The organism is Streptomyces sp. G45, from assembly GCF_049542095.1.
In the GTDB taxonomy this organism is placed as follows: Bacteria; Actinomycetota; Actinomycetes; order Streptomycetales; family Streptomycetaceae; genus Streptomyces.
This window is the reverse complement of the sequence record NZ_JBMUZU010000001.1, coordinates 2,742,296-2,767,032: the sequence shown is the minus strand read 5'-3', so window position 1 is coordinate 2,767,032 and position 24,737 is coordinate 2,742,296. Positions and strand designations below refer to the sequence as shown.

Sequence of the window (24,737 nt, the reverse complement as noted above, 5' to 3'; positions counted from 1 at the left end):
GGAAGCGGCTGACGCGAAGTCCCCGGCGGGCGGGGCGCCCGCCCGCCGGGGCTCTCCCGGGGCAGCGCGGCGCGGCTCGGCCTGATGGCCGTGCCCGTCGCGTTCTTCGGGACCTTCTTCGCCTACCCGGTGGCGGCGATCGTCGCGCGCGGCCTGAAGGCGGGCGGCCAGTGGCAGTTCGGGCGGATCGCCGACGTGCTCGGCGACGCGGGCGTCCGGCACGTGCTGTGGTTCACCACCTGGCAGGCGCTCGCCTCGACCGCGCTCACGCTGGCGCTCGCGCTGCCCGGCGCGTACGTCTTCGCGCGCTTCCGCTTCCCCGGCAAGCAGCTGCTGCGGGCCGTCGTCACCGTGCCGTTCGTGTTGCCGACCGTCGTCGTCGGCACGGCCTTCCTCGCGCTCCTCGGCCGCGGCGGACTGCTCGACGAGGTGTGGGGCGTGCGCCTGGACACCACGGTGTGGGCGATCCTGCTGGCGCACGTCTTCTTCAACTACGCCGTCGTCGTACGGACCGTGGGCGGCCTGTGGTCCCAGCTCGACCCGCGCCAGGAGGAGGCCGCGCGGATGCTCGGCGCCTCCCGGCTGACCGCCTGGCGCACGGTGACGCTGCCCGCGCTCGGCCCGGCCGTCGCCGCCGCGGCCCTCATGGTGTTCCTGTTCACCTTCACCTCCTTCGGCGTGGTGCAGATCCTCGGCGGGCCGACGTTCGCCACGCTCGAAGTGGAGATCTACCGGCAGACCGCGCAGCTCCTGGACCTGCCGACCGCCGCCGTGCTCACGCTCGTGCAGTTCGCGGCGGTCGGGGCGGTGCTCGCCGTGCACGCGTGGACGGTGCGGCGGCGGGAGACCGCGCTGCGGCTCGTCGACGCCTCGCGGACCGCGCGGCGGCCGAGCGGCGCCGGGCAGTGGGGGCTGCTCGCCTTCGTCCTCGCCACGATCGTCGTGCTGGTGCTGCTGCCGCTCGGGGTGCTGATCGAGCGCTCCCTGGACGCCCCCGGCGGCTACGGCCTCGACTACTTCCGGGAGCTGGGCTCGGCGGAGAGCGGGGCGTTCCTGGTGCCGCCCATCGACGCCGTCGGCAACTCGCTGCGGTACGCGGCCGTGGCCACGGTCATCGCGGTCGTCGTCGGCGGGCTCGCCGCCGCCGCGCTCACCCGGCGCGCGGGACGGCTCGTACGCGGCTTCGACGCGCTCCTGATGCTGCCGCTCGGGGTGTCGGCGGTGACGGTCGGCTTCGGCTTCCTGATCACCCTGGACGAGCCGCCGCTCGACCTGCGGGCCTCGTGGATCATCGTGCCGCTCGCCCAGGCCCTGGTCGGCGTGCCGTTCGTGGTGCGCACCATGCTGCCGGTGCTGCGCGCGGTGGACGGGCGGCTGCGGGAGGCGGCGGCCGTGCTCGGGGCCTCGCCGCTGCGGGTGTGGCGGGAGGTGGACCTGCCGATGGTGCGGCGGGCGCTGCTGATCGCGGCCGGGTTCGCGTTCGCGGTGTCGCTCGGCGAGTTCGGCGCCACTGTGTTCATCGCGCGGCCCGACAACCCGACGCTGCCGGTGGCCGTCGCGCGACTGCTGGGACGGCCCGGCGACCTCAACTACGGGCAGGCGATGGCCCTGTCGACGATTCTGATGGTGGTGTGCGCGGTGGCCCTCGTCCTGCTTGAGCGGCTGCGCACGGACCGTACGACGGGAGAGTTCTGATGACCGCCGCCGAGCCCGGCGCGCACGCCGGGGCCAGGACCGCCGCCCCCGAAGAGGCGGTCGCGGGCGCCCGGTCCGCCGCGTCCCCTGAGGCGCTGCTGCGGATCGAGGGCGCCACGGTGCGCTTCGGCGCGCGGTCCGCGCGCCCGGCCCTGGACGGCGTCGGCCTCGACGTCGCCGAGCACGAGATCGTCTGCGTGCTCGGGCCGAGCGGCAGCGGCAAGTCCACGCTGCTGCGCGCCGTCGCCGGGCTCCAGCCCCTCGACGGCGGCCGGGTGCTGCTCGGCGGGCGCGACCAGCGCGGCGTGCCCCCGCACAAGCGGGGCGTGGGCCTGATGTTCCAGGACCACCAGCTGTTCCCGCAGCGGGACGTCGCGGGCAACATCGGCTTCGGCCTGCGCATGCACGGCGTCCCCCGCGCCGAGCAGGCCCCGCGCGTCGCGGAACTCCTCGACCTCGTCGGGCTCCCGGGCGCCCAGAAGCGGGCGGTGGCCTCCCTGTCGGGCGGCGAACAGCAGCGCGTGGCGCTCGCCCGGGCGCTCGCCCCCCGGCCGAGGCTGCTGATGCTCGACGAGCCGCTGGGCCAGCTCGACCGCTCCCTCCGCGAGCGCCTGGTGGCCGAACTGCGGGAACTCTTCCAGGAGTTGGGCACCACCGTGCTCGCGGTGACGCACGACCAGGGCGAGGCCTTCGCGCTCGCCGACCGGGTCGTGGTGATGCGGGACGGGAAGATCGCCCAGTCGGGCACGCCCCTTGAGGTGTGGCGCGAGCCCGCCGACGAGTTCGTGGCGCGCTTCCTCGGCTTCGAGAACGTCGTCGACGCGACCGTCACCGGCGGGCGCGCGGACACGCCCTGGGGCCCGCTCCCCGTGCCGGACGGGACGGCCGACGGGCGGTGCCGGATCCTGGTGCGGCCCGCCGGGGTGCGCGTGGCGGGGGCGGGCGAGGGGCTCGCGTGCGTGGTGACGGGGCGCACGTTCCGGGGCACGCACGTCGCCGTGCGCCTGGAGCCCGTGGGTGGCGGACCGCTGCTGGAGGCGGCGTGCGGACTGCGCGAGGCGCCCGCGGAGGGGCAGAGCGTCGGCGTGCGCTTCACGGCGGAGGACATCGTCGTTCTCCGGCGGCCCGGCACGCCCTAACCTCGGGGCATGTCGACTCTGCCGTACGAGCGCTACTGCGCCGAAGTCCCCGGCCAGTTGGAGGGCCTGCGGGCGGTCCTGCGCGGGGCGGACCTGTCGGTGACCGTGCCGACCTGCCCCGACTGGACCCTGGACCAGCTGGTGCGGCACGTGGGCGGGGCGGTGCGCACCGTGGAACTGCACGTGCGGACGCGGGCCACGGCGCACATCCCCGACGCCGACGTGCCCGGCTTCACCGGTCCCGAGGGCGACGACCCGGCCGCGCTCGACGCGTGGCTCGCCGACACCGCCGCGATGTTCGCCGAGACGGCCGGGGCGGCCGGTGCCGATACGCCCGTGTGGTCGTGGGCGGGGCAGGCCACCGCCGGGTTCTGGGCGCGGCGGATGACGCACGAGGTGGCCATCCACCGGGCGGACGCGGCCATCGCCGTGGGGGCGCCGTACGCGCTCGCCCCGGAGGTCGGCGCCGACGCGCTCGACGAGTGGCTGGAGATCGTGCACTACGTCCAGCACGTGCTGCGGGCCGAGCAGGCGCGGGGGCTGGTCGGGGACGGGCGCGTGCTGCGGCTGCGCGCCACCGACACGGACCCCGGGCTGGGGGCCGACTGGGCCGTGACGCTCGGGCCCGACGGGGTCGCCTGGCGGCGGGCGGGGGACGCGGCAGGGGACCTGGCGGGGGACGCGGCGGGGGACGTGGTGCTGCGGGGGCCCATGACGGAGGTGCTGCTCGCCTTCTACCGGCGGCGGGGGCTGGCCGAGGGGCGGGTCGAGGTGGACGGGGACCGGGGGCTGCTGGAGTTCTGGCTGGAGCGGGCCTCGTTCGGGTGACGGGGGTACGGACGCTGGCCCGGGGGCCCGGCGGTGGGGCGGGCGCCGGGCGCGCTCGGCGGCTTGGGTGGGCACGGCCCAGGGCTGCGGGGGGCGGCCGCCAGGGGCTAGTCGGCGAGGTCCAGCAGGGCGGTCGCGGCGGCTTCCGGGGTGGGGACCAGGGCGATGCGCGTGGACATCGCCCGGCCCGCCGCGAGGGACTGAAGCAGGGGCCAGGCCGGGTAGCGGACCGTCCAGTGGTCGTGGTCCACCAGGACCATGGGGGTGGGCTTGCCGCGCGACTCGTAGTAGTTGGGGGTCGCGTTGTCGAAGATCTCCTGGACGGTGCCCGCCGCGCCCGGCAGGAAGACGACTCCCGCGTTCGAGCGGGCCAGGAGGCCGTCCTCGCGGGTGGCGTTGGCGAAGTACTTCGCGAGGTGCGAGGCGAACGCGTTCGGCGGCTCATGGCCGTAGAACCACGTGGGGATGCCCACCGAGGTCCCTCCGGACGGCCACCGCTCCCGCACCGCGAAGGCGGCCCGCGCCCAGTCCGTCACCGACGGCGCGAACGACGGCGCTTGGGCGAGGAGTCCGAGCGCGCCGTCCAGCATGTCGTCGTCGTACACGGCCGCGTACGCCCCGAGGTTCGCGGCCTCCATCGCGCCGGGGCCGCCGCCGGTCGCGACCGTGAGACCGGCCCGGGTGAGGGCGCGGCCGAGCCGGGCCGCGCTCGCGTACTCCGCCGAGCCCCGGCTGAGGGCGTGGCCGCCCATGACGCCCACCACCCGCTGCCCGAGGAGGAGTTCGTCGAGGGCGTCCGACACGGCGTCGTCGTGCACGGCGCGCAGCATCGAGGCGAAGACGTCGCCGTCGGCCTTGGTGCGCTGGAACCAGGCGTACGCGCGGGCGTCCGGCGTCGCCTCGTACCCACCGTCGGACAGGCCCGCGTACAGGTCCTCGGGGGCGTAGAGCAGCGCGCGGTAGGGGTCGAACGGGAGGCCCGGCACGGGCGGGAAGACCAGCGCGCCGGTGGCCCGCACGCGGGCGGCGGCCTCCTCCGCCATGGGGCAGCCGAGGAACACGGCGTCCGTGGTGTCCACGGTGCGCAGGACGTCCGTACGGGCCGTCAGGTCGACCGCCTGGACGCGGTGTCCGGCGAGTGAGCCGTCGCGGGCGACGACCTCGTCGAACTCGGCGAGCGTCTCGATCTCGCGGTCGGCGTGGTGGCGGCGGGCCGATGCCTCGGACGCTTCGTGCGCTGCGGTCGCTTCGGAGGGGCGCATCCGCCCATGCTAGGCATCGGGCGGGAGCGGGGTGGTCCGAGCGGGGCGGTCGGGGCGGGCCGGTCAGCCCTCGGCCTGGGTCAGCCCTCGGCCTGGGTCGGGTCCATCCACATGATTTCCCAGGTGTGGCCGTCCAGGTCGTCGAACGCCCGGCCGTACATGAAGCCGTAGTCCTGGGTGCGGCCCGCCGTGGCGCCCGCCGCGAGCGCCTTGTCGACCAGCTCGTCGACCTTCTCGCGGCTCTCCGCGCTCAGACACAGCAGGACCTCGCTGGTCTTCGTCGCGTCGGCGATCTGCTTCGTCGTGAACTCCTCGTAGTGCTTCCTGCTCAGCATCATCGCGACGATCGTGTCGCTGATCGCCACGCAGGCGGCGTCGTCCGTGGAGAACTGGGGGTTGATGGTGTAGCCGAGGGCGGAGAAGAACGCCTTGGAGGCGGCGACGTCGCTGACGGGCAGGTTCACGAAGATCATCTGCTGGCTCATGGTGGGCTCCTGCGTGGTGGGTGCTGTGCGGTGTGTGCCGTGTGCTTACGCAGGGGTAGACGGACGGCGGGTTCGGAACTCATCGCTGGGCGGCGGAAAAACTTCCGGCGGGGTGGGCGGGGCCCTCGCGGGGGCGCCCCAGGCCCGCCCCTTTCCCGGCTCAGGTGGCCAGGGGAGTCGCCGCCAGGTGGGCGACCGTCCAGGTCAGGGGGGTGAACAGGGCCAGGAGCGCCGCGGCCCGCAGGGTGGCCGCGCCGCGCAGCAGGGTCAGGGGGGCGCCCAGGCGGCGCAGCGCCGCCGCCGTGGTGGTGCGGGTGCGGTGGGCCTCGGCGGTGGCGGTCGCCAGGGTGAGGACGGCGCAGCCCGCGACGACGAGGGCGCCGAGCGTGGTGAGCGGGCCGACGTGCGCGCCGGTGTCCGTGGCGTACAGGGTGCTCGCCGCGTACGCGCCCGACGCCACCGCGCACACCACCCCGAGCGGCTGGCCGATCCGCCGGGCCTCCTGCATCAGGACCCGCCCGGCGAGCAGGCGCATCGCCCCGGGGCGTACGGCTTGCAGGACGCGCCCGCACACGTAGGTGAGCCCGGGGCCGGTGACCGCGAGGCCCACGGCGGTCAGCGCCCAGCCGACGAGGACGCCCCCGGGGCCGCCCGCGACGCCGCCCGGCATGCGGGGGCCGGAGGCGGCGTCGGCCCGGCCCGCGTACATCTCCACGGCGAGTCCGGCCGCGAGCAGCGCGATGCCCCAGGGGAGGCCGCCCGGCGCGGGCGACGGGGCCGGTGCCTCGTCGTCGTGGGCCCTGCCGGGCCTGGCCGGGCGCGGGCGCAGGGCCAGCGCGGTCGCCACGGACGCCACCAGTGGGACGAGGGCGAGCAGCGTGAGCGCGGCGGCGAGCGGCAGCGGCCGGTCGGCGGCGAGGAGTTCGGCGGCGGCGCCGTCGAACGGCAGGCCGGTGAGGTCGCCGCGCAGGTGCAGGAAGAACAGCAGCGCCACCATGGAGCCGAGCGTGCACGCCACGGCGGTGGTTGTGGCGGAGACGGCCATGAGCCTGCCGGGGCCGAGGCCGATCGCGGCGAGGCCGGGGCGCGGCCGGGTGCCGGGGTCGGTACGGGCCACGGCGACCGCGAAGTAGACGGTCGCGGCGAGCGGCAGCGCGCACCAGGCGAGGCGGACCGCCGCGCCGGTGGACGCGGGGTGGCCCAGCGCGTAGCCGAGCGCGCACAGGAACAGGAACCCGGTCCCGGCCGAGGCCGCGGCCACCAGCAGGCGGCGCAGCAGGACGAGCGGGTGGGCGCCGCGGGCTAGACGGAGAGCGAGCACGCGGCCCGACCTTCCGCACCGGAGCCGTTCGCGTGGTCGGCACCCACGCTGGCGGCGTCGCCGTCTGCCGGGGTGGCGCCCTCGGCCCGGGGGGCGCCCTCTGCTCGGGGTGCGCCCTCTGCTCGGGGGACGCCGTCTGCCCGTGGGGCGCCGTCTGCCTGGGTGGCGCCTTCCGTACGGGTGGCGCCCTCCGCCCGCGTCGTGCTGTCCGTGGCGGGGGCCCTGCCAGCGGAGGCGGCGGCCCCGCCCGCGCCAGCAGCGCCGTTCGCTCCGGAGGTCTCCCCGGCACCGCCACCCGCACCGGCAGCCCCACCCCCGTCGGCGGCCCCACCCGTACGCGCTCCCTCCGGAACCGGTGCCCCCTCCGGAACCGGCGCCCCCTCCGGCAGCCGCACCGTGCTCACCCGCCGCCCGTCCAGCAGGGACACCGTGCGGTCGGCGAGGGCGGCGACGTCCGGGTCGTGGGTGGCGAGGACGACCGTGATGCCGTGGGAGCGGGCGGCGGTGGTCAGGGTGCGCAGGACGTGGGCGCGGTCGGCGCGGTGCAGGGGCGCGGTGGGCTCGTCCGCGAACAGCACGGACGGCGTCGCGGCGAGCGCGCGGGCGACGGCGACGCGCTGGCGCTCGGGCTTGGTGAGCGCGTGCGGGCGGCGCCGCGCGCAGTCGCCGATGTCGAGCCGCTCCAGCCACTCCAGGGCGGCCCGCTTGGCGGTGCGGTGGGAGGCTCCGCGCAGGAGCAGGGCGAGCGCCGCGTTCTCCCAGGCGGTCAGCTCCGGCACGAGGTGGGGCTCGGGGTCGATCCAGGCGAACCGGTCGCGCCGCAGCCGCTCGCGGACGAGGGGGCCCATGGTGTGCACGGGGGTGGAGTTGAACCACACCTCGCCCTGACCGGGCGCCAACTGGCCGGACAGGCACCGCAGCAGGGTCGTCTTGCCGCTGCCGCGCGGGCCGCCGACGGCGAGGATCTCGCCCTCGCGGACACCGAGCGAGACGCCGGTGAGTGCGGGAGTGCCGTTGAGCGTGACGTGCAGGGCACGTGCCCACAGCACGTCGTTGTCCGGCGGGGCCACCATGGCGTACACCTCGGTTCAGATCAGATTGTTTCCCCCGTACGGGGGAACGAAGGCCGGGCCGATCGGTCACTGGGCACGGTAGGTATTCGGCGCGGGCCCCCGGACAAGGACGCGGCCCGGGTACGGCCATCTCACTCGGATGGACGTACCCGGGCCGCGCCGGGGTCCGGCTCAGATCTTGGTCCAGGCCTCCGTCAGGACCTGGCGGACGATGGACTCGATCTCGTCGAACGTGGACTGGTCGGAGATCAGCGGCGGGGAGAGCTGGATGACGGGGTCACCGCGGTCGTCGGCGCGGCAGTACAGGCCGTACTCGAAGAGCTTCTTGGAGACGAAGCCGTAGAGCACGCGCTCCGACTCCTCGTCCGTGAAGGACTCCTTGGTGGCCTTGTCCTTCACCAGCTCGATGCCGTAGAAGAAGCCGTTGCCGCGGACGTCGCCGACGATCGGCAGGTCGTGCAGCTTCTGGAGGGTCGTCAGGAAGGCGGACTCGTTGTCGAGGACGTGCTGGTTGAGGCCCTCGCGCTCGAAGATGTCGAGGTTGGCGAGACCGACGGCGGCGGAGACCGGGTGGCCGCCGAAGGTGTAGCCGTGCAGGAAGGTGTTGTCGCCCTTGTAGAACGGCTCGGCGATGCGGTCGGAGACGATGGCGGCGCCGATGGGGGAGTAGCCCGAGGTCATGCCCTTGGCGCAGGTGATGATGTCGGGGACGTAGCCGAACTTGTCGCAGGCGAACATCGTGCCGAGGCGGCCGAAGGCGCAGATGACCTCGTCGGAGACGAGCAGCACGCCGTACTGGTCGCAGATCTCGCGCACCCGCTGGAAGTAGCCCGGCGGGGGCGGGAAGCAGCCGCCCGCGTTCTGCACCGGCTCCAGGAAGACCGCGGCGACGGTCTCCGGGCCCTCGAAGAGGATCTGCTGCTCGATCTGGTCGGCGGCCCAGCGGCCGAAGGCCTCCGGGTCGTCGCCGTGGATCGGGGCGCGGTAGATGTTGGTGTTCGGCACCTTGTGGGCGCCGGGGACCAGCGGCTCGAAGGGGGCCTTGAGGGCCGGGAGGCCGGTGATGGACAGGGCGCCCTGCGGGGTGCCGTGGTAGGCGACCGCGCGGGAGATGACCTTGTACTTCGTGGGGTTGCCGGTGAGCTTGTGGTACTGCTTCGCCAGCTTCCAGGCGGTCTCGACGGCCTCGCCGCCGCCGGTGGTGAAGAAGACCTTGTTCAGGTCGCCGGGCGCGTGGTGGGCGAGTCGTTCCGCCAGCTCGACGGCGCTCGGGTGGGCGTACGACCAGATGGGGAAGAAGGCCAGGTCGGCGGCCTGCTTGGCGGCGACCTCGGCCAGCTCGCGGCGGCCGTGCCCGGCCTGGACCACGAAGAGGCCCGCGAGACCGTCGAGGTACTTCCTGCCCTGGTCGTCGTAGATGTAGGTGCCCTCACCGCGCACGATGGTGGGCACGGGCGCGTTCTCGTACGACGACATGCGCGTGAAGTGCATCCACAGGTGGTCGTACGCGGTCTTGCTGAGGTCCTTGCTCACGGCTATCGGGTTCCCCACATATAGGTCTGCTTCTTCAGCTTGAGGTAGACGAAGCTCTCGGTGGAGCGCACGCCGGGGAGCGCGCGGATCCGCTTGTTGATGACATCGAGCAGGTGGTCGTCGTCCTCGCAGACGATCTCCACGAGCAGGTCGTGCGAGCCCGCGGTCATGACCACGTACTCCGCCTCCGGCATCGCGGCGACCGCGTCGGCGACCGGGTCCACGTCGCCCTCCACGTTGATCCCGACCATCGCCTGGCGCCGGAAGCCCACGGTGAGCGGGTCCGTGACGGCGACGATCTGCATCACGCCCTGGTCCAGGAGCTTCTGGACGCGCTGGCGCACGGCCGCCTCGGAGAGGCCGACGGCCTTGCCGATCGCGGCGTACGGACGGCGGCCGTCCTCCTGGAGCTGCTCGATGATCGCCAGGGAGACGGCGTCGATCGTCGGCGAGCCGCTGGGTCCGCGGGGGCTGCTGGGGTCTGCGCTTCGACTGGCCACGTCTTCACTGTGCACGACGTCTTGACAGTTTCGCAAGGGCTGACCAATGAAATTCGTTGCTCAAGGGGTGGTGGAAGCACGGATTTCGCAGTCGTGGATGGCTGGGTATGTTGAAAGCGTCGGTGTACGGACTAGGGTGGGTGTCTCATCCACTGGACACTGACTGGAGGGCCGGAAGTGAGCACCGAGCTGCGCCGTCTGCGCAACTACATCAACGGGGAGTTCCGGGACGCGGCCGACGGACGGACCACCGAGGTGATCAATCCGGCGACCGGTGAGGCGTACGCGACAGCGCCGCTGTCCGGGCAGGCCGACGTCGACGCCGCCATGAAGGCCGCCGCCGACGCCTTCCCGGCCTGGCGCGACCTCGTGCCCGCCGAGCGGCAGAAGGCCCTGCTGAAGATCGCCGACGCGTTCGAGGAGCGGGCCGAGGAACTCATCGCCGCCGAGGTGGAGAACACGGGCAAGCCGATCGGCCTGACCCGCACCGAAGAGATCCCGCCCATGGTCGACCAGATCCGGTTCTTCGCGGGCGCCGCGCGCATGCTGGAGGGCCGCGCCGCCGGTGAGTACATGGAGGGCCTGACCTCCATCGTCCGCCGCGAGCCGGTCGGTGTCTGCGCGCAGGTCGCGCCGTGGAACTACCCGATGATGATGGCCGTGTGGAAGTTCGCCCCGGCCCTCGCCGCGGGCAACACGGTCGTCCTGAAGCCGTCCGACACCACCCCCGCGTCCACGGTCCTGATCGCCGAGATCATCGGCTCGATCGTGCCGAAGGGCGTCTTCAACGTCATCACCGGCGACCGCGACACGGGCCGCATGATGGTCGAGCACCCCACCCCGGCGATGGCCTCCATCACCGGCTCCGTGCGCGCGGGCATGCAGGTCGCCGAGTCCGCGGCCAAGGACCTCAAGCGGGTGCACCTGGAGCTGGGCGGCAAGGCGCCCGTCGTGGTCTTCGAGGACACCGACATCGCCGGTGCCGTCGCGGGCATCTCCGAGGCGGGGTACTTCAACGCGGGCCAGGACTGTACGGCCGCGACCCGCGTCCTCGTCCACGAGTCCATCCACGACGAGTTCGTCACCGCCCTCGCCAAGGCCGCCGCCGACATCAAGACCGGCCAGCCGGACGACGAGGACGTGCTGTACGGCCCGCTCAACAACCCCCACCAGCTCGCCCAGGTCGAGGGCTTCATCAACCGCCTGCCCGCGCACGCCAAGGTCGAGGCGGGCGGCCACCGCGTCGGCGAGAAGGGCTACTTCTACGCCCCGACCGTGGTCTCGGGCCTGAAGCAGGACGACGAGATCATCCAGAAGGAGGTCTTCGGCCCGGTCATCACCGTCCAGTCCTTCACCGACGAGGCCCAGGCCGTCAGTTACGCCAACGGCGTGGAGTACGCCCTCGCCTCCTCGGTGTGGACCAAGGACCACGCCCGCGCCATGCGCATGTCCAAGGCCCTGGACTTCGGCTGCGTCTGGATCAACACGCACATCCCGCTGGTCGCCGAGATGCCGCACGGCGGCTTCAAGAAGTCCGGCTACGGCAAGGACCTCTCGGCGTACGGCTTCGACGACTACACGCGCGTCAAGCACGTGATGACGTCGATCGGCTGACGCCTCAGCCCCGCGCGGGGCTGACGTTCTGAGTCGTCCGAGGGGCGGGCGGTGGACACCTTGTCCATTGCCCGCCCCTCGTGGGTGAAGTGAGGCTGGGCGCATGACAGTTGCCGCACGTCGTCGTACGTTCCTCAAGGGCATCGGCGCGGCGGGGGCGCTCGGCGCCCTCGGTGCCGTGACCGGCTGCGGGGTGCCCGCCGCGTACATCGAGCCCTCCGACCGCGCCGCCGAGGACCGCTCCGGCCGCGAGCGGAAGCTGACGTTCGCCAACTGGCCCCTGTACATCGACACCGACGACCAGGACCGCACCAGGCGGCCCACCCTCGACGCCTTCGAGAAGCGGACCGGCATCGACGTCCGCTACACCGAGGAGATCAACGACAACGACGAGTTCTTCGGCAAGATCAGCCCCTCCCTGATGAACCACCAGGAGACCGGCCGGGACCTCGTCGTCATCAGCGACTGGATGTGCGCGCGCTTCGTCCGCCTCGGCTGGGTCCAGGAGATGGACCGCGCCCGCCAGCCGAACGTCGCCAGACACCTCGACCCGCTGCTGCGCTCCCCGCACTTCGACGAGGGCCGCAGATCGTCGGTGCCCTGGCAGTCCGGCATCACCGGCATCGCGTACAACAGGCGCAGGCTCGGCCGCGAGATCCGGCACGTGTCCGACCTGTGGGCCGACGACCTGAAGGGCCGCGTCACGCTCCTGTCCGGCCTCGACGAGGCGTTCGCGCTGCTGATGCAGGGTGACGGCGTCGACATCGGTAAGTGGACCGCCGACGACTTCCACCGGATGTGCGACCGGGTGGAGAAGCACGTACGCGGCCACCACATCCGCCGCTTCACCGGCAACGACTACATCAAGGACCTCGCCAGCGGCGACGTCCTGGCCTGCCAGGCCTACAGCGGCGACGTCATCCAGCTCAAGGCCGACGACCCGGACATCGAGTTCGTCGTCCCCGAGGAGGGCGCGGAGCTGTGGGCCGAGTCCCTGATGATCCCCAACCTCGCCCGCCACAAGCGCAACGCCGAGCGCCTGATCGACTACTACTACGAGCCCGAGGTCGCCGCGCGCCTCGCCGCCTGGGTCAACTACGTCTGCCCCGTGCCCGCCGCCCGCGACGTCCTCGCCTCCGCCAAGGACAGGGAACTCGCCGCGCTCGCCGAGGACCCGCTGGTCTTCCCCGACGACGCGATGCGCGGGCGGCTCGCCATCGCGCGCGACATCACGCCCGAGGAGCGGCCGGAGTTCGCCCGGCGGTGGAACGCGCTGGTGGGCCTGTAGGGCTCAGCGGCCGCCGCCCGCCGCCCGCTGAAGGATCGCCGCCACGACGTCGGACTTGGCGTCGGCGTAGTTCTGGACGTACTCCCAGGTCCGCTCGGACAGTGCCCGCTTGGTGGCGGCGTACAGCGCGCGGTCGTCCTCGTGGGCGCGCAGGTGGTCGCGGAACAGGAGCATGCGGTCGGCTTCGGGGCAGCCCGCCGACAGGACGTGCAGGTTGACGGAGTCGGCGCCGTCGTCGGCGGCGGTGAGGCGCTTGCGCAGGACGCGGTGCTCGTACCACTCCGGCTCGCGGATGGCGAGGGTGAAGCCGAGGCCTTCGAGGGCGGGGAGGTAGTCGGGTTCGGCGCCGGAGTCGGGGACCGTCAGGAGCATGTCGATGATCGGCTTCGCGGGCAGGCCCGGCACGGACGTCGAGCCGACGTGCTCGACGCCGTGGGCCAGGCCCCCGAGCGCCGCCCGCATCCGCGCGGCCTGGCGCGCGAACGCCTCGGGCCAGCGCGGGTCGTACTCCCGCAGCGTGATCCGGCCGTTGAGCTTCGGGGCGGCGCCGACGGTGGCCGCCTCGATCTCCTCGGCGGTCATGGGGGCGCGGGGAGTGTCCTGCTCGGGCACGGTCGGCTCCTGTCGTCGCGGGTGGGCGGCGCGCCCCGCACGGCCTCGGGGGCGCGGCGACCCCAGTAGACCAAAGGCCCGTCGCCCGCGTCCGCCCTGTCACGGGCGGGCGGCCACCACCACGTCCCACGCGGCGAGCGCCCGCTCCGCCACCTGCTCCAGGGCCGCGCGCGAGGCCCCGTCGCGGGCCTGGAACGACATGCCGTGGAGTACCGCCGAGTAGAAGTCGGCCACGGCGGCGGCGTCCGCGCCCTCGGGCAGGTCGCCGTCGCGGACGCCCTGCTCCAGGCGGCGCACCAGCAGCTCCCTGCCGGACTCGCGCAGCTCGGCGAGGTGCCGCTGCACGGGGGTGTTGGGCGCCGAGCAGTTGGTCGCCGCCAGGACGATCATGCAGCCGGGGGGCTTGCCGGGCTCGGTGTAGGCGCGGGCCTTCTCGCGCAGCAGCGCCTCGACGGCACCGCGCGCGGTGGTGTCCTCGTCGGAGGCGCCCGCCATGTACGACCCCTCGGTGGTGGCGTACAGCGCCACCGCCTCGCGGAACAGCTGCTCCTTGGAGCCGAACGCGGCGTACAGGCTGGGCGAGGCGATGCCCATGGCCGAGGTGAGGTCCGTCATCGACGTCGCCTCGTACCCCTGCTGCCAGAAGACCTCCATGGCCCGCCGCAGGGCCTCGGTCCGGTCGAAGCCGCGCGGGCGTCCGCGTCCGGCCATGGCCGCGCCTCCCTCGTCTCGTCTCTCGGCCCGGCAGCGACTCGCTGGCGACGCGTGTCCGTACCGAATTTCTGTAGTGACCGACAAATATAAGCCTTGACGTGGGGGTGCGCCCGTGTGAAAGTTTCCGTGCCGATTCTGTGCCGATCGGCACAGAAATAGAGGCGGCACACCACCGACGGATCATTGGGGTTGGGATGACGGACCTTCAGGGCAAGGCGGCGCTGGTCACGGGCGGCAGCCGGGGCATCGGGGCGGCGATCGTGAAGCGGCTCGCGCGCGACGGCGCGGATGTGGCGTTCACCTATGTGAGCGCGGCGGGGAAGGCGAAGGCGGAGGCCGTGGCCGCCGAGGTGACGGCCCTCGGGCGGCGGGCCGTGGCCATCCAGGCCGACTCGGCCGACGCCGACGCGGTCAGGGAGGCCGTGGGGCGGGCCGCGCGCGAGCTGGGCCGCCTGGACATCCTCGTCAACAACGCGGGGATCTTCCCGCACGGCCCGTTCGAGGAGGTCGCCCTCGACGAGCTGGACCGGGCGCTCGCCATCCACGCGCGCGCCGCCTTCGTGGGCGCGCAGGCCGCGCTCGCGCACCTGCCCGAGGGCGGGCGCATCGTGAGCATCGGCTCCAACCTCGCGGACCGCGTGCCGTTCCCGGGCATCGTCCTGTACAGCATGAGCAAGTCCGCCCTGAGCGGCTTCACCAAGGGCCTCGCCCGGGAGCTGGGCCCGCGCGGCATCACCGTCAACCTGGTCAACCCGGGCTCGACGGACACGGACATGAACCCGGCCGACGGCGAGTCGGCGGACTTCCAGCGCGGCCTGTCCGCCCTCGGCCGCTACGCCGCCCCCGACGACATCGCGGCCATGGTGGCGCACCTGGTGGGGCCCGGCGGCAAGGCCGTCACGGGGGCGGAGTTCACGGTGGACGGCGGGACCAACGCCTGACGCTCCGCCGGGCCGCCCAGGGGCTCTCGGGGGCTGCTGGGGCGGGGCCGCCGCGGCCGCGGCGCGGCTGGGCGCGCCCCGCGGCGGATCCGCGCGCCGTCACCGCCCCGCGCCCCCGCGGAGCGCGATCACCTGGCCTCGGCCGCCAGCGCCGCCGCGTACGCCGCCGACGTCGCCGCCGCGGCCGTCCGCACGGCCGCGGTGAGCCGCGCGTGCGGCGTGCCCGTGCGGGCCGTCACGGACACGGCGGCGAACGGGGTGCCGGTGGCGTCGACGACCGGCGCCGCGTACGCCAGTTCGCCCAGGCGGTACTCCTCGTGGGCCGCCGCGATGCCGTCCTCGCGGACGCGGGCCAGCTGGGCGGCCAGGCGCGCGGGCGAGGTCACGGTGCGGGGGGTGTAGCGGGGGAGGAGGGTGGCTGGGGCGGACAGGGCGGACAGGGCGGATGGGGTGGCTGGGGCGCCGGGGGCGGCTGCGGCGGTTGATGCCGTGCCGGGGGTGGCCGCGGCGGGCGGTGCCATGCCGAGGGTGGCCGCGGCGCCGGATGCCGTGCCGGGAGCGGGCGGTGCCGTACCGGGAGCGGGCGGGATCGTGCCGGGGACCGTAGGGACCGTGCCGAACGCGCCCTTCGCGCCCGCAGCCAGCAGCACCTTCCCCGCTGCCGTCGCCCCCAGCGGCAGCTTCTCGCCGCTCACCAGGAACAGCGCGACGCCCCCGGACTCCACCGCGACGTCCGCGTGGCCGCCCGTGCGCGCGGCCAGCGCCCGCAGCGACGGCAGGGCCGCGGCGAGCAGCCCCCGCGGGCACAGGGCCGCCTCGCCGAGCACCCGCATGCGCGTGCCGAGCCGGTACGAGCCGTCGGACGCCCGCTCCAGGCCGCCCCACGCGACCAGCTCCCGCACCATCCTGAGCGCCGTCGGCAGCGGCAGGCCCGTGCGCCGCGCGACATCGGTGAGCCGCAGCGTGCCGGGCGCGTCCGCGAACGCGTCGAGGACCGACAGGACCCGCCCCGCCACGCTCTGCCCCATGCCGTCCCCGCCTTCCGCCGTGCCGTCGTCGTACGCGGGCGCGGGCGCCGCCCGGTGAGCCCGCGCCCCTCGGGGATTCCACCCAGTGGAAGCGGCCCGTTGCCGCCCCGCGCCGCCGCGCGTGAGGGTCAACGCATGACTCTCGGACTCTCTTCCGACCAGCTCCTGTCCACCACCCGCGCGGTGCGCCACCGCCTGGACCTCACCCGCCCCGTCGCCCGTGAACTCCTCGAGGAGTGCGTGGACCTGGCGGTGCAGGCGCCCACCGGGCGCAACCGGCAGCGCTGGCACTTCGTCGTCGTCACCGACCCGGACCGGCGCGCCGCGCTCGCCGACGCCTGGCGGGCGGGCGTGGCGGACCCCGGCGCCTCACCGGCGCTGCGCGCGAGCGACGTACGCCGGATGAACGTCGCGCCCGGCGTCATGGACCGGGTCTTCTCCGGCGCCGCCCACCTCCACCGGCATCTGCACGAGGTCCCCGCCCTGGTCGTGCCGTGCGTCGAGGGGCGCACCGACGGCGCGCCGGTGGTGCACCAGGCGGGCACGTGGGGCTCGATCCTGCCCGCCGTCTGGAGCTTCATGCTCGCGGCGCGCGCCCGGGGCCTCGGCACGGTCTGGACGACCGGCAACGTGGCCAACGAGCGGGCGGCCGCCCGCGTCCTGGGCATCCCCTACGGGGAGGTGATGCAGGCGGCCCTGATCCCCGTGGCGCACACCCTCGGCACGGACTTCCGCCCGGCCCGGCGGGTGCCGCGCGCGGAGGTGCTGCACTGGGACGCGTGGTGACGGGCCGGTCAGGGGCGGGTGGGGGTGCCGCCCTTGAGGGCCGCCGTCACGATGCGCTGGACGACGGCGTTCATCTCCTCGCCCTTGGCGTCGGTGGAGTTGACCGAGTACACGAGGACGGTGTCCAGGTTCCGGTCGGCGGCGATGATCGAGTTGTAGCCGTGGCGGCTGCCGGTCTTCAGCCACAGCTCCTTCCGCTCCCCGGCGGGCGTCGTGTACGTGAACCGCTGAAGCCCCGCGCTCATCGTGGCGCCCTTGATGCCGGACGGCACGGTGAACATCTCCTCAAGCTGCGGGCGCGGCACGATCCGGCCCTTGAACAGGGCCACCGTCAGGCGCTCCAGGTCGGCCGTCGTCGAGATCAGGTCGCCGCCAGCCATGCGGTCGCGCTGGTTCCACTCGGTGACGTCGACGAGCCGGGTGCCGCCGCCGGGGGCGGGCACGGCCTGGTAGCCGCGGTTGTGCGGGCCGTGGACGCGCGGGTCGGTGCCGGGGAAGGAGGAGCGCCACATGCCCGCGGGCCGCAGCACGCGCCGGGTGGCCTCGTGCTCGTACGACTGCCCCGTGACCTTCTCGATCAGCAGGCCGAGCAGGGTGTAGTTGATGCCCAGGTACTCCTGGACGGCACCGGGGGCGTGCGCGGGCCCCTTGGCGATGGACGTGGCGGCCACCTCCTGCGGCGTCAGCGTGTCGAAGCGGTGCGCGTACAGCTCGTCGAAGGTCGTGCCGAGCGCGCGGCCGGGCTTCAGCCCGCTGGTGTGGTTGAGGAGCTGGCGTACGGAGATGGGCTTGTCGAAGGCCTTCGCGTTCGGCGCGAACACCTGCGGCAGATAGTCCTGCACGGGCGCGTCCAGGTCGACCTCGCCCTCGGCGGCGAGCTGGAGGACGACGGCCGCCGTCACGACCTTGGTGACGGAACCCGCCCGGAAGCGGCCGTTCGGGTCGGCCGGGCGCCCGGTCCTGATGTCCCTGACGCCCGAACTCCCGCGCCAGGAGCCCTCGTTGCCGCTGACGCGGACGAGCGCGGCGGTCGCGTCGGCGTTCGGGAGCCCGGCGATCGCCGCCCGCAGCGCCTTGGTATCGGGGCCGGGGGAGTCGGCGACGGCCGCCGGTGCCCGGTCGGCGGCGGTGGCGGGCCCGGTCGCGGTGAGGCCGAGGACCACGGCGGCGGCGAGTGCGGCGCAGGCGGCGGTACGGGTGCGCATGGGCTGCTCCAAGGTGTTCGCGGGAGTGATGGCTCCATCCTTGGTGGCGCCCGCCGTGGGGGGGATCGTCGTCAGGGAGGGGACGCTCCCTGACCGCCCCCGAGGGTCAACCGCCGGTGAGGTCAGGGCAGTCGAAGGGTCTCCCCCTAAGGGTGCCGCGGCCGAAGGCCCTCCCCTGAGGGGCTACGGCTTGCGCCCCACCGCGCCGAACTGCGGCACCGGCTCCGCCTGCGGATGGCGCCAGCGCGAACACGACTCCACGCCCGGTTCGAGCAGCTCCAGGCCCTCGAAGTAGGACAGGAACTCGGCGCGGGTGCGGCCGGTGATCGGCGGCGTCGCGTTCGCGTTCCAGAAGTCCATCGCGGGCTGGTTGTCCGCGCCGCCGACGTCGGCGTCCAGCGTCGGGTGCGTCATCACCAGGTAACTCCCCGACGGCACCGCGTCCATGAGGGTGCGGACGACGTCGTGCGTCTGCTCCGTGTCCGGGATGAAGTTCAGGATGCCGAGCAGCATCACCGCCACGGGGCGCGTGAAGTCCAGGGTGCGCCCGGCGGCCTCTATGATCGCGGCGGCGTTGCGGGCGTCCTCGTCGATGTACGTCGTCACGCCCTGGGGCGCGCTGGTGAGCAGGGCGGCGGCGTGGGCCAGGACGATCGGGTCGTTGTCGACGTAGACGACGCGGGCGTCGGGCGCGAGGCGCTGCGCCACCTCGTGGGTGTTGTCGCCCGTGGGCAGTCCGGTGCCGATGTCCAGGAGCTGGCGGATGCCCAGGTCCCCGACGAGGTGGGCGACCGCGCGGCCGAGGAACGCCCGGTCCGCGCGCGCCACTTCGCCGATGCCGGGGAACATCTCCGTGACGCGGTCGCCGACGGCCCGGTCCACCTGGTAGTTGTCCTTGCCGCCCAGCCAGTAGTTCCATACGCGGGCGTTGTGCGCGATGTCCGTACGGATCCTGCCGGTGCTGTCTGCCGTCACTCGTGCGGTTCCTTCCCCGTCTTCTGGGCCCGCCCGCCGGGCCGCCCGGTCAGTACGGCGGCGAGGGTGTCCACGCGGTTGGAGGTGATCGAGTCCACCCCGTGAGACATGAGCTTAACGATGGTGCGCCGGGTGTCGGCAGTCCACGCCGAGATCAGCAGCCCACGGGCGTGCCAGTGGTCGACCAGCTCCCGACTGACCAGGCCGAAGCGGTAGTTGAGCCAGCGCGGGGCGATCGCGTCGAGCAGGGCGGGGCGCGGCGGGGCGAGCGTCGTCCAGGTGAGGGCGATCTCCGCGGCGGGGTCGGCGGCGCGCAGCGCGAGCATCGCGGCGGGGCCCGCGCAGTAGGCGACGCGGTCGGCGGCGCCGTGGTCGACGACGGTGCCGACGACGGCGCGGGCGGTGCGCGGGGTCGCGTCCGGCAGGTCGATCAGGACCCGGCGGCCCTCGGTCTCCTTCAGCGCCTCGTCCAGGGTGGGCACCCCGCCGCCGGTCAGGCCGTGCAGCTCGGCGGCCGACAGCGCGGCGAGCGGCCGCTGGTGCCCCCACAGGCGGTCGAGGGTGGTGTCGTGCAGCAGCACGGGGACGCCGTCGGCGGTCAGCCGGACGTCGATCTCCACCGCGTCCGCGCCCCGCGCGTAGGCGGAGCGGAGGGACGGCAGGGTGTTCTCGCGGACGCGGTAGGGGTCGCCTCGGTGGGCCACGGCGGTCACGGTGCGCATGCGCCCATTGTGGCCGCCGCCGTGGCCGTGGCCCGCCGTCGGTCCGTCGGGTCCGTCGGGTCCGGTGGGTCAGGCGGACAGCCAGGACTCCGTGTACGCGTCGATCTCGGCGGCGATGCGCGCCTTGCCCGCGTCGTCGAGGAAGGACGCCGCGACGGCGTTCTTCGCGAGGGCCGCGATGCCGCGCTCGTCGAGGTCGAGGAGGCGGGCGGCGACCGCGTACTCGGTGTTCAGGTCGGTGCCGAACATCGGCGGGTCGTCCGAGTTGATCGTGACGATCACCCCGGCGTCCACGAACTGCCTCAGCGGGTGCTCGTCGAGCGCGGCGACGGCGCGGGTCGCGACGTTCGACGTCGGGCAGACCTCCAGCGGGATGCGGTGCTCGGCCAGGTGCGCGAGGAGCTTCGGGTCCTTCGCGGAGCTGGTGCCGTGCCCGATCCGCTCGGCGCGCAGGTGGGTGAGCGCGTCCCAGACCGTCTCCGGGCCCGTGGTCTCGCCCGCGTGCGGCACCGAGTGCAGGCCCGCGGCGATCGCCTGGTCGAAGTACGGCTTGAACTGGGGGCGCGGTACGCCGATCTCGGGGCCGCCGAGGCCGAACGACACCAGGCCCTCCGGGCGCAGCCCGTCGGTCGTGGCCAGTCGTACGGTCTCCTCGGCGGAGGCCAGGCCCGCCTCGCCGGGGATGTCGAAGCACCAGCGCAGGACGACGTCCAGCTCCGCCTCCGCCGTCTTGCGGGCGTCCTCGATGGCGGCCATGAAGGCGCGCTCGTCGATGCCGCGGCGGGTGGAGGAGTACGGGGTGATGGTCAGCTCGGCGTAGCGCACGTTCTGGCGGGCCAGCTCGCGGGCGACCTCGAAGGTGAGCAGCTGGACGTCGTCCGGGGTGCGGATGAGGTCGACGACCGACAGATAGACCTGGATGAAGTGCGCGAAGTCCGTGAACGTGAAGTAGTCGGCGAGGGCCTCGGGGTCGGTGGGCACCTTGGAGTCCGGGTGCCGGGCCGCCAGGGCGGAGACGATCCGGGGGAGGCCGAGCCGACGTGGTGGACGTGCAGCTCCGCCTTGGGCAGACCTGCGATGAAGCTTGCCGCTTGGGCTGTGGTGCGCGAGTCGGTCACGGTTCCTCCCCGGAACAAGGTTTGATCGGCTGATCGGGTGACCCCAGGGGGTCCGGATCATCGTAGGTCGCCCTGGACCCGAAACCACGCGCACCCGCCTGCCTGCCGGGCGCCCCGGAGGGCGGTCAGCTGGTCACGGCGGGAGAGCGCCCCGCGCCAGGGGTGTGCCTGGCGAAGCCGGGGGTGACGGGTGGGCGGGTGGGAGAGGAACCCCTGGCTCAGCGCAAGCGTGCCCGCGCTTCCATCAGGGCGAAGCCCAGCAGGTTCAGCCCCCGCCAGCCCTCGGGCCCCGCCGCCCGCGCGCCCTCCGCGTCGAGGCCGACGCCCCACACCCGGTCCAGCGGGCTCGCCTCCACCAGCACCCGCTCCCCGGTCCCGACCAGATAGGCCCGGAGCGCGTCGTCGGAGGCGAACTTCCGCTCGCTGCCCTCCACCACGATCCCGAACCGCTCCCGCTCCCAGACCGCCTGGTCGAAGCCCCGCACGCGCCGCCCCGCCCGCTTCGCCTCGGCGGGCGTCCGCGCCGCGAGCGCCGCCCGCTCGGCCTCGGCGTCGCCGAAGAGGCGGGCCTTGGCGGCCATCATCCAGTGCTCCGCCGTCGCGTAGGCCACGCCGTCGGCGGTGAAGGGCGACGGACACCACTGGCTGAGGCAGCTCGCGCCGAGCGTGCCGTCCTGCCGCGGGGTGTGCCCCCAGAAGTACACGTACTTCAGCGCGCGCCCCGCGCGCACCGCGGCCGTCAGGGACTCCATCGAGCGGATGTCGGCCGTGTCGGCGCGCGGGCCCGCCCCCGTGATCTCGTTCATACACGCCACCCTGGCACGCACCACGGACACTCCGTCCCCCCTTTTCCGGGTCGACTCGACACCTGGTCGACAGATTCCGTCGCGTAACCAAAAGGCAACTACGGAATCACTTGTTGGACCCTCGGGCCTCTGTCAGGATCGGCACTCAAATCGATCTGGAACGACGCAGGCCCCCGGGGTCCGGGCGGTCCGCGGAGGAGAGCGGCATGCACACTTTCCAGGCGCGGGAGCACTTCGCGGACGGCGCGCAGTACATCGCGGGGCGGCTCACCCACGGCACCTCGGGCGACCGCCACGCCGTCGTGGACCCGGCGACGGGCGAGGAGGTCCTGACGTACGAACTCGCGGGCGCGAAGGACGTCGACGCGGCCGTCGCCGCCGCGGCCGAGGCCTTCCCCGGCTGGGCGGGCGCCAGCCCCGGCGAGCGCTCCGACGCGATGCACCGCTTCGCCGCCGAGCTGTCGGCCCGCGCCGAGGACCTCGCCCGGGCCGAGTCCCTCCAGTGCGGCAAGCCCATCAAGCTGAGCCGCGAGTTCGACGTCCCCGGCACCGTCGACAACACCGCGTTCTTCGCGGGCGCCGCCCGCCACCTGACGGGCCAGTCCGCGGGGGAGTACGACGGCGGCGACCACACCTCGTACGTGCGCCGCGAGCCCATCGGCGTCGTCGGCTCCATCGCGCCCTGGAACTACCCGCTCCAGATGGCCGCCTGGAAGGTGCTCCCGGCCATCGCCGCCGGGAACACCATCGTCCTGAAGCCGTCCGAGCTGACGCCGTTCACCTCGCTGATGTTCGCCGAGGCCGCCACCGCCGCCGGGATCCCGGACGGGGTCGTGAACATCGTCACCGGCGCGGGCCGGGACGCCGGTGAGCACCTGGTGGGGCACCCGGGCGTCGCCATGACGTCGTTCACCGGCTCCACCGGCGTCGGCAAGCGCGTCGCCGAGATCGCCACCGCCACCGTGAAGCGGCTGCACCTGGAGCTGGGCGGCAAGGCGCCCTTCGTGGTGTTCGACGACGCGGACCTGGAGGCCGCCGCGCACGGCGCCGTCGCGGGCGCCCTCATCAACGGCGGCCAGGACTGCACCGCCGCCACCCGCGCCTACGTCCAGCGCCCCCTGTACGACGCCTTCGTGACCGCGGTGGCGGACCTGATGGCGACCGTGCGCGTCGGGGACCCCTTCGACCCGGCCACCGACCTGGGGCCGCTGATCTCGTTCGCGCACCGCGACCGCGTCGCCGGGTTCGTCGACCGGGCCCGCTCGTACGCCCGCGTGGTCACCGGCGGCGCGGCGCCCGACCGCCCCGGCGCGTACTACCAGCCCACCCTCGTCACCGACGCCGCGCAGGACAGCGAGGTCGTGCAGGCGGAGATCTTCGGGCCGGTGCTTGTCGTGCTGCCCTTCGACAGCGACGACGAGGGGCTGCGGCTCGCCAACGACACCCCGTACGGGCTCGCCGCCTCCGCCTGGACCCGCGACGTGTTCCGCGCGGGCCGCGCGACCCGCGAGATCAAGGCCGGGTGCGTGTGGGTCAACGACCACATCCCGATCCTCAGCGAGATGCCGCACGGCGGCTACAAGGCCTCCGGCTACGGCAAGGACATGTCCGCGTACTCCTTCGAGGAGTACACGCAGATCAAGCACGTCATGTTCGACAACACCGCGGCCGCCAGGAAGGACTGGCACCGCACGATCTTCGGGGACCGATAGCCACCTCCGGGCCGGGGCGCCGCGAGACCGGGCGGCGCCCGCCCCTCACCCTCCCGCAAGGGACCCTCCCGAAAGGGCAACCAGACGCATGGAGCCGTACGAGCCCGACAGCCTCTCCCCGGCCCAGCGGGCGGCCATGCACCGAAGCCTGCGCGGCGCCCTGACCAGCGGGCCGACCGGCGCCCGCGCCGCGCTCACCCGCCGCTCGCTGCTGCGCGCCTCCAGCGGCGGCCTGCTCGCCGCGGGCGGCGCGGCCGCCCTGAGCGGCTGCGGCATCCCCGCCGCGGGCAAGGGCACCGGCGGCATCGCCGCCGAGGACCGCTCCCGGGAGGAGAAGCGCGTGAACTTCTCCAACTGGACCGAGTACATGGACGTCGACGACGACGAGCGGCGCCCCACCCTTGAGGCGTTCACCCGGCGCACCGGCATCACGGTCAAGTACACGGAGGACATCAACGACAACAACGAGTTCTTCGGCAAGGTCAAGCCGCAGCTCGCCGCGGGCCAGGACACCGGCCGCGACCTGATCTGCGTCACCGACTGGCTCGCCGCCCGCCTCATCCGCTTCGGCTGGGTGCAGAAGCTGGACGCCGCCCAGCTCCCGCACGCCTACGCCAACCTGTCCGCCCAGTTCCGCTCGCCCGACTGGGACCCCGGCCGGGCGTACTCGTACCCGTGGACGGGCATTTCCGCCGTCGTCGCGTACAACAAGAAGGCCACCGACGGCAAGGAGATCACCTCCGTCTCGCAGCTGCTCGACGAGCCGAAGCTCAAGGGGCGCGTCGGATTCCTGTCCGAGATGCGCGACACCGTCGGCATGACGCTGCTCGACATGGGCAAGGACCCCGCCGACTTCACCGACGACGACTTCGACGCGGCCATCGCCCGGCTCCAGAAGGCCGTCGACCGCAAGCAGATCCGCCGCTTCACCGGCAACGACTACACCTCCGACCTCGACAAGGGCGACCTCGCCGCCTGCGTCGCCTGGGCCGGGGACGTCGTGCAGCTCAAGCTCGCCAACCCCGACATCGAGTTCGCCGTCCCCGACAGCGGCTACGTCACCTCCACGGACAACCTCCTGATCCCCAACAAGGCGCGCCACAAGCGCAACGCCGAGCGGCTCATCGACTACTACTACGAGCCGGAGCCCGCCGCCCGCCTCGCCGCGTACATCAACTACGTCTGCCCGGTCGACGGCGTCCGCGACGAGCTGGCCAGGATCGACCCCAAGGCCGCGCGGAACCCGCTGATCCTCCCCGACAAGGAGATGGCGGCGAAGTCCCACGCCTTCCGGTCGCTCACGCCGAAGGAAGAGACCGCGTACGAGGAGAAGTTCGCCCGGCTCACGGGTTCCTGAACACCCGGTCCCCCGCCGTCCCG

The 24,737-nt window shown here is 73.8% G+C and carries 21 protein-coding genes and 2 pseudogenes; 9 read left to right on the top strand and 14 right to left on the bottom strand.

Annotation, left to right across the window (positions count from 1 at the left end; translation table 11 throughout):
• The first annotated feature begins 84 nt into the window (after positions 1–84).
• From ACOBQU_RS10900 to ACOBQU_RS10890, 3 genes are read left to right on the top strand one after another with little or no spacing between them, the layout of a single operon-like run.
• Positions 85–1,695: an ABC transporter permease gene (locus ACOBQU_RS10900; protein WP_423626170.1), complete on the top strand. Its 1,611-nt coding sequence runs from the start codon at positions 85–87 to the stop codon at positions 1,693–1,695.
• Complete coding sequence (locus tag ACOBQU_RS10895) at positions 1,695–2,834, top strand: ABC transporter ATP-binding protein (protein ID WP_423626168.1); 1,140 nt, start codon at positions 1,695–1,697, stop codon at positions 2,832–2,834. The genes ACOBQU_RS10900 and ACOBQU_RS10895 overlap by 1 nt, the downstream gene beginning before the upstream one ends.
• Before the next feature lie 9 nt (positions 2,835–2,843).
• Complete coding sequence (locus ACOBQU_RS10890; protein WP_423626166.1) at positions 2,844–3,662, top strand: maleylpyruvate isomerase family mycothiol-dependent enzyme; 819 nt, start codon at positions 2,844–2,846, stop codon at positions 3,660–3,662.
• A 107-nt stretch (positions 3,663–3,769) separates the two neighbouring features.
• On the opposite strand, the gene ACOBQU_RS10885 is transcribed toward ACOBQU_RS10890, so the two are convergent.
• The 6 genes and pseudogenes from ACOBQU_RS10885 to ACOBQU_RS10860 all read right to left on the bottom strand — a co-directional run bounded on the left by ACOBQU_RS10885 (position 3,770) and on the right by ACOBQU_RS10860 (position 9,851).
• The gene (locus ACOBQU_RS10885; RefSeq protein WP_423626164.1) at positions 3,770–4,924 is read right to left on the bottom strand and encodes an LOG family protein; all 1,155 of its coding nucleotides are present in this window, start codon (positions 4,922–4,924) and stop codon (positions 3,770–3,772) included.
• 80 nt (positions 4,925–5,004) lie between these two features.
• Complete coding sequence (locus ACOBQU_RS10880; protein ID WP_423626162.1) at positions 5,005–5,409, bottom strand: VOC family protein; 405 nt, start codon at positions 5,407–5,409, stop codon at positions 5,005–5,007.
• A 160-nt stretch (positions 5,410–5,569) separates the two neighbouring features.
• A complete protein-coding gene (locus ACOBQU_RS10875) occupies positions 5,570–6,730 on the bottom strand; it encodes a hypothetical protein (RefSeq protein ID WP_423626160.1) in 1,161 nt (386 codons plus the stop codon).
• Positions 6,731–7,089: 359 nt separating this feature from the next.
• Positions 7,090–7,803: pseudogene (locus ACOBQU_RS10870) on the bottom strand (ABC transporter ATP-binding protein); the annotation flags it as partial.
• 171 nt (positions 7,804–7,974) lie between these two features.
• Positions 7,975–9,354, bottom strand: a complete 1,380-nt coding sequence (locus ACOBQU_RS10865) for an aspartate aminotransferase family protein (protein WP_423626158.1) — start codon at positions 9,352–9,354, stop codon at positions 7,975–7,977.
• Positions 9,339–9,851 (bottom strand): Lrp/AsnC family transcriptional regulator, encoded by a 513-nt coding sequence (locus ACOBQU_RS10860; protein WP_423626157.1) that lies wholly within the window; start codon positions 9,849–9,851, stop codon positions 9,339–9,341. The genes ACOBQU_RS10865 and ACOBQU_RS10860 overlap by 16 nt, the downstream gene beginning before the upstream one ends.
• Positions 9,852–10,013: 162 nt before the next feature.
• Here ACOBQU_RS10860 and ACOBQU_RS10855 point away from each other — a divergent pair, with 162 nt between their 5' ends.
• Together ACOBQU_RS10855 and ACOBQU_RS10850 are read left to right on the top strand one after the other, a co-directional pair.
• On the top strand, positions 10,014–11,450 hold the full coding sequence (locus tag ACOBQU_RS10855; protein WP_423626155.1) for a gamma-aminobutyraldehyde dehydrogenase: 1,437 nt from the start codon (positions 10,014–10,016) through the stop codon (positions 11,448–11,450).
• A gap of 103 nt (positions 11,451–11,553) precedes the next feature.
• Complete coding sequence (locus tag ACOBQU_RS10850) at positions 11,554–12,738, top strand: polyamine ABC transporter substrate-binding protein (protein ID WP_423626153.1); 1,185 nt, start codon at positions 11,554–11,556, stop codon at positions 12,736–12,738.
• Positions 12,739–12,741: 3 nt separating this feature from the next.
• Here ACOBQU_RS10850 and ACOBQU_RS10845 read toward each other — a convergent pair whose 3' ends face one another.
• Positions 12,742–13,350 (bottom strand): GrpB family protein, encoded by a 609-nt coding sequence (locus ACOBQU_RS10845; protein WP_423626151.1) that lies wholly within the window; start codon positions 13,348–13,350, stop codon positions 12,742–12,744.
• A gap of 99 nt (positions 13,351–13,449) precedes the next feature.
• Entirely contained in the window at positions 13,450–14,061 is a 612-nt protein-coding gene (locus ACOBQU_RS10840) for a TetR/AcrR family transcriptional regulator (protein WP_423626149.1), read from the bottom strand.
• Positions 14,062–14,258: 197 nt separating this feature from the next.
• Between ACOBQU_RS10840 and ACOBQU_RS10835 the strand changes: the two genes are divergently transcribed.
• Positions 14,259–15,005, top strand: coding sequence for an SDR family NAD(P)-dependent oxidoreductase (locus ACOBQU_RS10835; RefSeq protein ID WP_423626147.1), 747 nt, complete (start codon positions 14,259–14,261; stop codon positions 15,003–15,005).
• A gap of 128 nt (positions 15,006–15,133) precedes the next feature.
• Here the strand turns inward: ACOBQU_RS10835 and ACOBQU_RS10830 are convergent, their stop codons facing one another.
• Positions 15,134–16,033, bottom strand: coding sequence for an IclR family transcriptional regulator (locus tag ACOBQU_RS10830; protein WP_423626145.1), 900 nt, complete (start codon positions 16,031–16,033; stop codon positions 15,134–15,136).
• Between the two features lie 135 nt (positions 16,034–16,168).
• On the opposite strand from ACOBQU_RS10830, the gene ACOBQU_RS10825 reads away from it, so the two are divergent.
• Entirely contained in the window at positions 16,169–16,819 is a 651-nt protein-coding gene (locus ACOBQU_RS10825; protein ID WP_423626144.1) for a nitroreductase family protein, read from the top strand.
• An 8-nt stretch (positions 16,820–16,827) separates the two neighbouring features.
• Here ACOBQU_RS10825 and ACOBQU_RS10820 read toward each other — a convergent pair whose 3' ends face one another.
• The 5 genes and pseudogenes from ACOBQU_RS10820 to ACOBQU_RS10800 form a co-directional block, all read right to left on the bottom strand.
• Positions 16,828–18,024: a serine hydrolase domain-containing protein gene (locus ACOBQU_RS10820; RefSeq protein ID WP_423626142.1), complete on the bottom strand. Its 1,197-nt coding sequence runs from the start codon at positions 18,022–18,024 to the stop codon at positions 16,828–16,830.
• 183 nt (positions 18,025–18,207) lie between these two features.
• On the bottom strand, positions 18,208–18,999 hold the full coding sequence (locus ACOBQU_RS10815) for an SAM-dependent methyltransferase (protein ID WP_423626140.1): 792 nt from the start codon (positions 18,997–18,999) through the stop codon (positions 18,208–18,210).
• Positions 18,996–19,721 (bottom strand): glycerophosphodiester phosphodiesterase, encoded by a 726-nt coding sequence (locus ACOBQU_RS10810; protein WP_423626138.1) that lies wholly within the window; start codon positions 19,719–19,721, stop codon positions 18,996–18,998. The genes ACOBQU_RS10815 and ACOBQU_RS10810 overlap by 4 nt, the downstream gene beginning before the upstream one ends.
• Positions 19,722–19,790: 69 nt before the next feature.
• A pseudogene (locus tag ACOBQU_RS10805) lies at positions 19,791–20,839 on the bottom strand (adenosine deaminase).
• A gap of 218 nt (positions 20,840–21,057) precedes the next feature.
• Positions 21,058–21,645: an NADAR family protein gene (locus ACOBQU_RS10800; RefSeq protein WP_423626136.1), complete on the bottom strand. Its 588-nt coding sequence runs from the start codon at positions 21,643–21,645 to the stop codon at positions 21,058–21,060.
• 206 nt (positions 21,646–21,851) lie between these two features.
• On the opposite strand from ACOBQU_RS10800, the gene ACOBQU_RS10795 reads away from it, so the two are divergent.
• A complete protein-coding gene (locus ACOBQU_RS10795; protein ID WP_423626134.1) occupies positions 21,852–23,357 on the top strand; it encodes a gamma-aminobutyraldehyde dehydrogenase in 1,506 nt (501 codons plus the stop codon).
• 88 nt (positions 23,358–23,445) lie between these two features.
• Positions 23,446–24,714: a polyamine ABC transporter substrate-binding protein gene (locus ACOBQU_RS10790; RefSeq protein ID WP_423626133.1), complete on the top strand. Its 1,269-nt coding sequence runs from the start codon at positions 23,446–23,448 to the stop codon at positions 24,712–24,714.
• Positions 24,715–24,737 lie beyond the last annotated feature (23 nt).

What these genes read in the sequence shown, in the direction of transcription:
- ACOBQU_RS10795 (WP_423626134.1), top strand. Translation starts at nt 21,852, where the DNA reads ATGCACACTTTCCAGGCGCGGGAGCACTTCGCGGACGGCGCGCAGTAC.
- ACOBQU_RS10895 (WP_423626168.1), top strand. Translation starts at nt 1,695, where the DNA reads ATGACCGCCGCCGAGCCCGGCGCGCACGCCGGGGCCAGGACCGCCGCC.
- ACOBQU_RS10825 (WP_423626144.1), top strand. Translation starts at nt 16,169, where the DNA reads ATGACTCTCGGACTCTCTTCCGACCAGCTCCTGTCCACCACCCGCGCG.
- ACOBQU_RS10835 (WP_423626147.1), top strand. Translation starts at nt 14,259, where the DNA reads ATGACGGACCTTCAGGGCAAGGCGGCGCTGGTCACGGGCGGCAGCCGG.
- ACOBQU_RS10840 (WP_423626149.1), bottom strand. Translation starts at nt 14,061, where the DNA reads ATGGCCGGACGCGGACGCCCGCGCGGCTTCGACCGGACCGAGGCCCTG.
- ACOBQU_RS10880 (WP_423626162.1), bottom strand. Translation starts at nt 5,409, where the DNA reads ATGAGCCAGCAGATGATCTTCGTGAACCTGCCCGTCAGCGACGTCGCC.
- ACOBQU_RS10850 (WP_423626153.1), top strand. Translation starts at nt 11,554, where the DNA reads ATGACAGTTGCCGCACGTCGTCGTACGTTCCTCAAGGGCATCGGCGCG.
- ACOBQU_RS10900 (WP_423626170.1), top strand. Translation starts at nt 85, where the DNA reads ATGGCCGTGCCCGTCGCGTTCTTCGGGACCTTCTTCGCCTACCCGGTG.
- ACOBQU_RS10885 (WP_423626164.1), bottom strand. Translation starts at nt 4,924, where the DNA reads ATGCGCCCCTCCGAAGCGACCGCAGCGCACGAAGCGTCCGAGGCATCG.
- ACOBQU_RS10800 (WP_423626136.1), bottom strand. Translation starts at nt 21,645, where the DNA reads ATGAACGAGATCACGGGGGCGGGCCCGCGCGCCGACACGGCCGACATC.
- ACOBQU_RS10820 (WP_423626142.1), bottom strand. Translation starts at nt 18,024, where the DNA reads ATGCGCACCCGTACCGCCGCCTGCGCCGCACTCGCCGCCGCCGTGGTC.
- ACOBQU_RS10890 (WP_423626166.1), top strand. Translation starts at nt 2,844, where the DNA reads ATGTCGACTCTGCCGTACGAGCGCTACTGCGCCGAAGTCCCCGGCCAG.
- ACOBQU_RS10830 (WP_423626145.1), bottom strand. Translation starts at nt 16,033, where the DNA reads ATGGGGCAGAGCGTGGCGGGGCGGGTCCTGTCGGTCCTCGACGCGTTC.
- ACOBQU_RS10810 (WP_423626138.1), bottom strand. Translation starts at nt 19,721, where the DNA reads ATGCGCACCGTGACCGCCGTGGCCCACCGAGGCGACCCCTACCGCGTC.
- ACOBQU_RS10790 (WP_423626133.1), top strand. Translation starts at nt 23,446, where the DNA reads ATGGAGCCGTACGAGCCCGACAGCCTCTCCCCGGCCCAGCGGGCGGCC.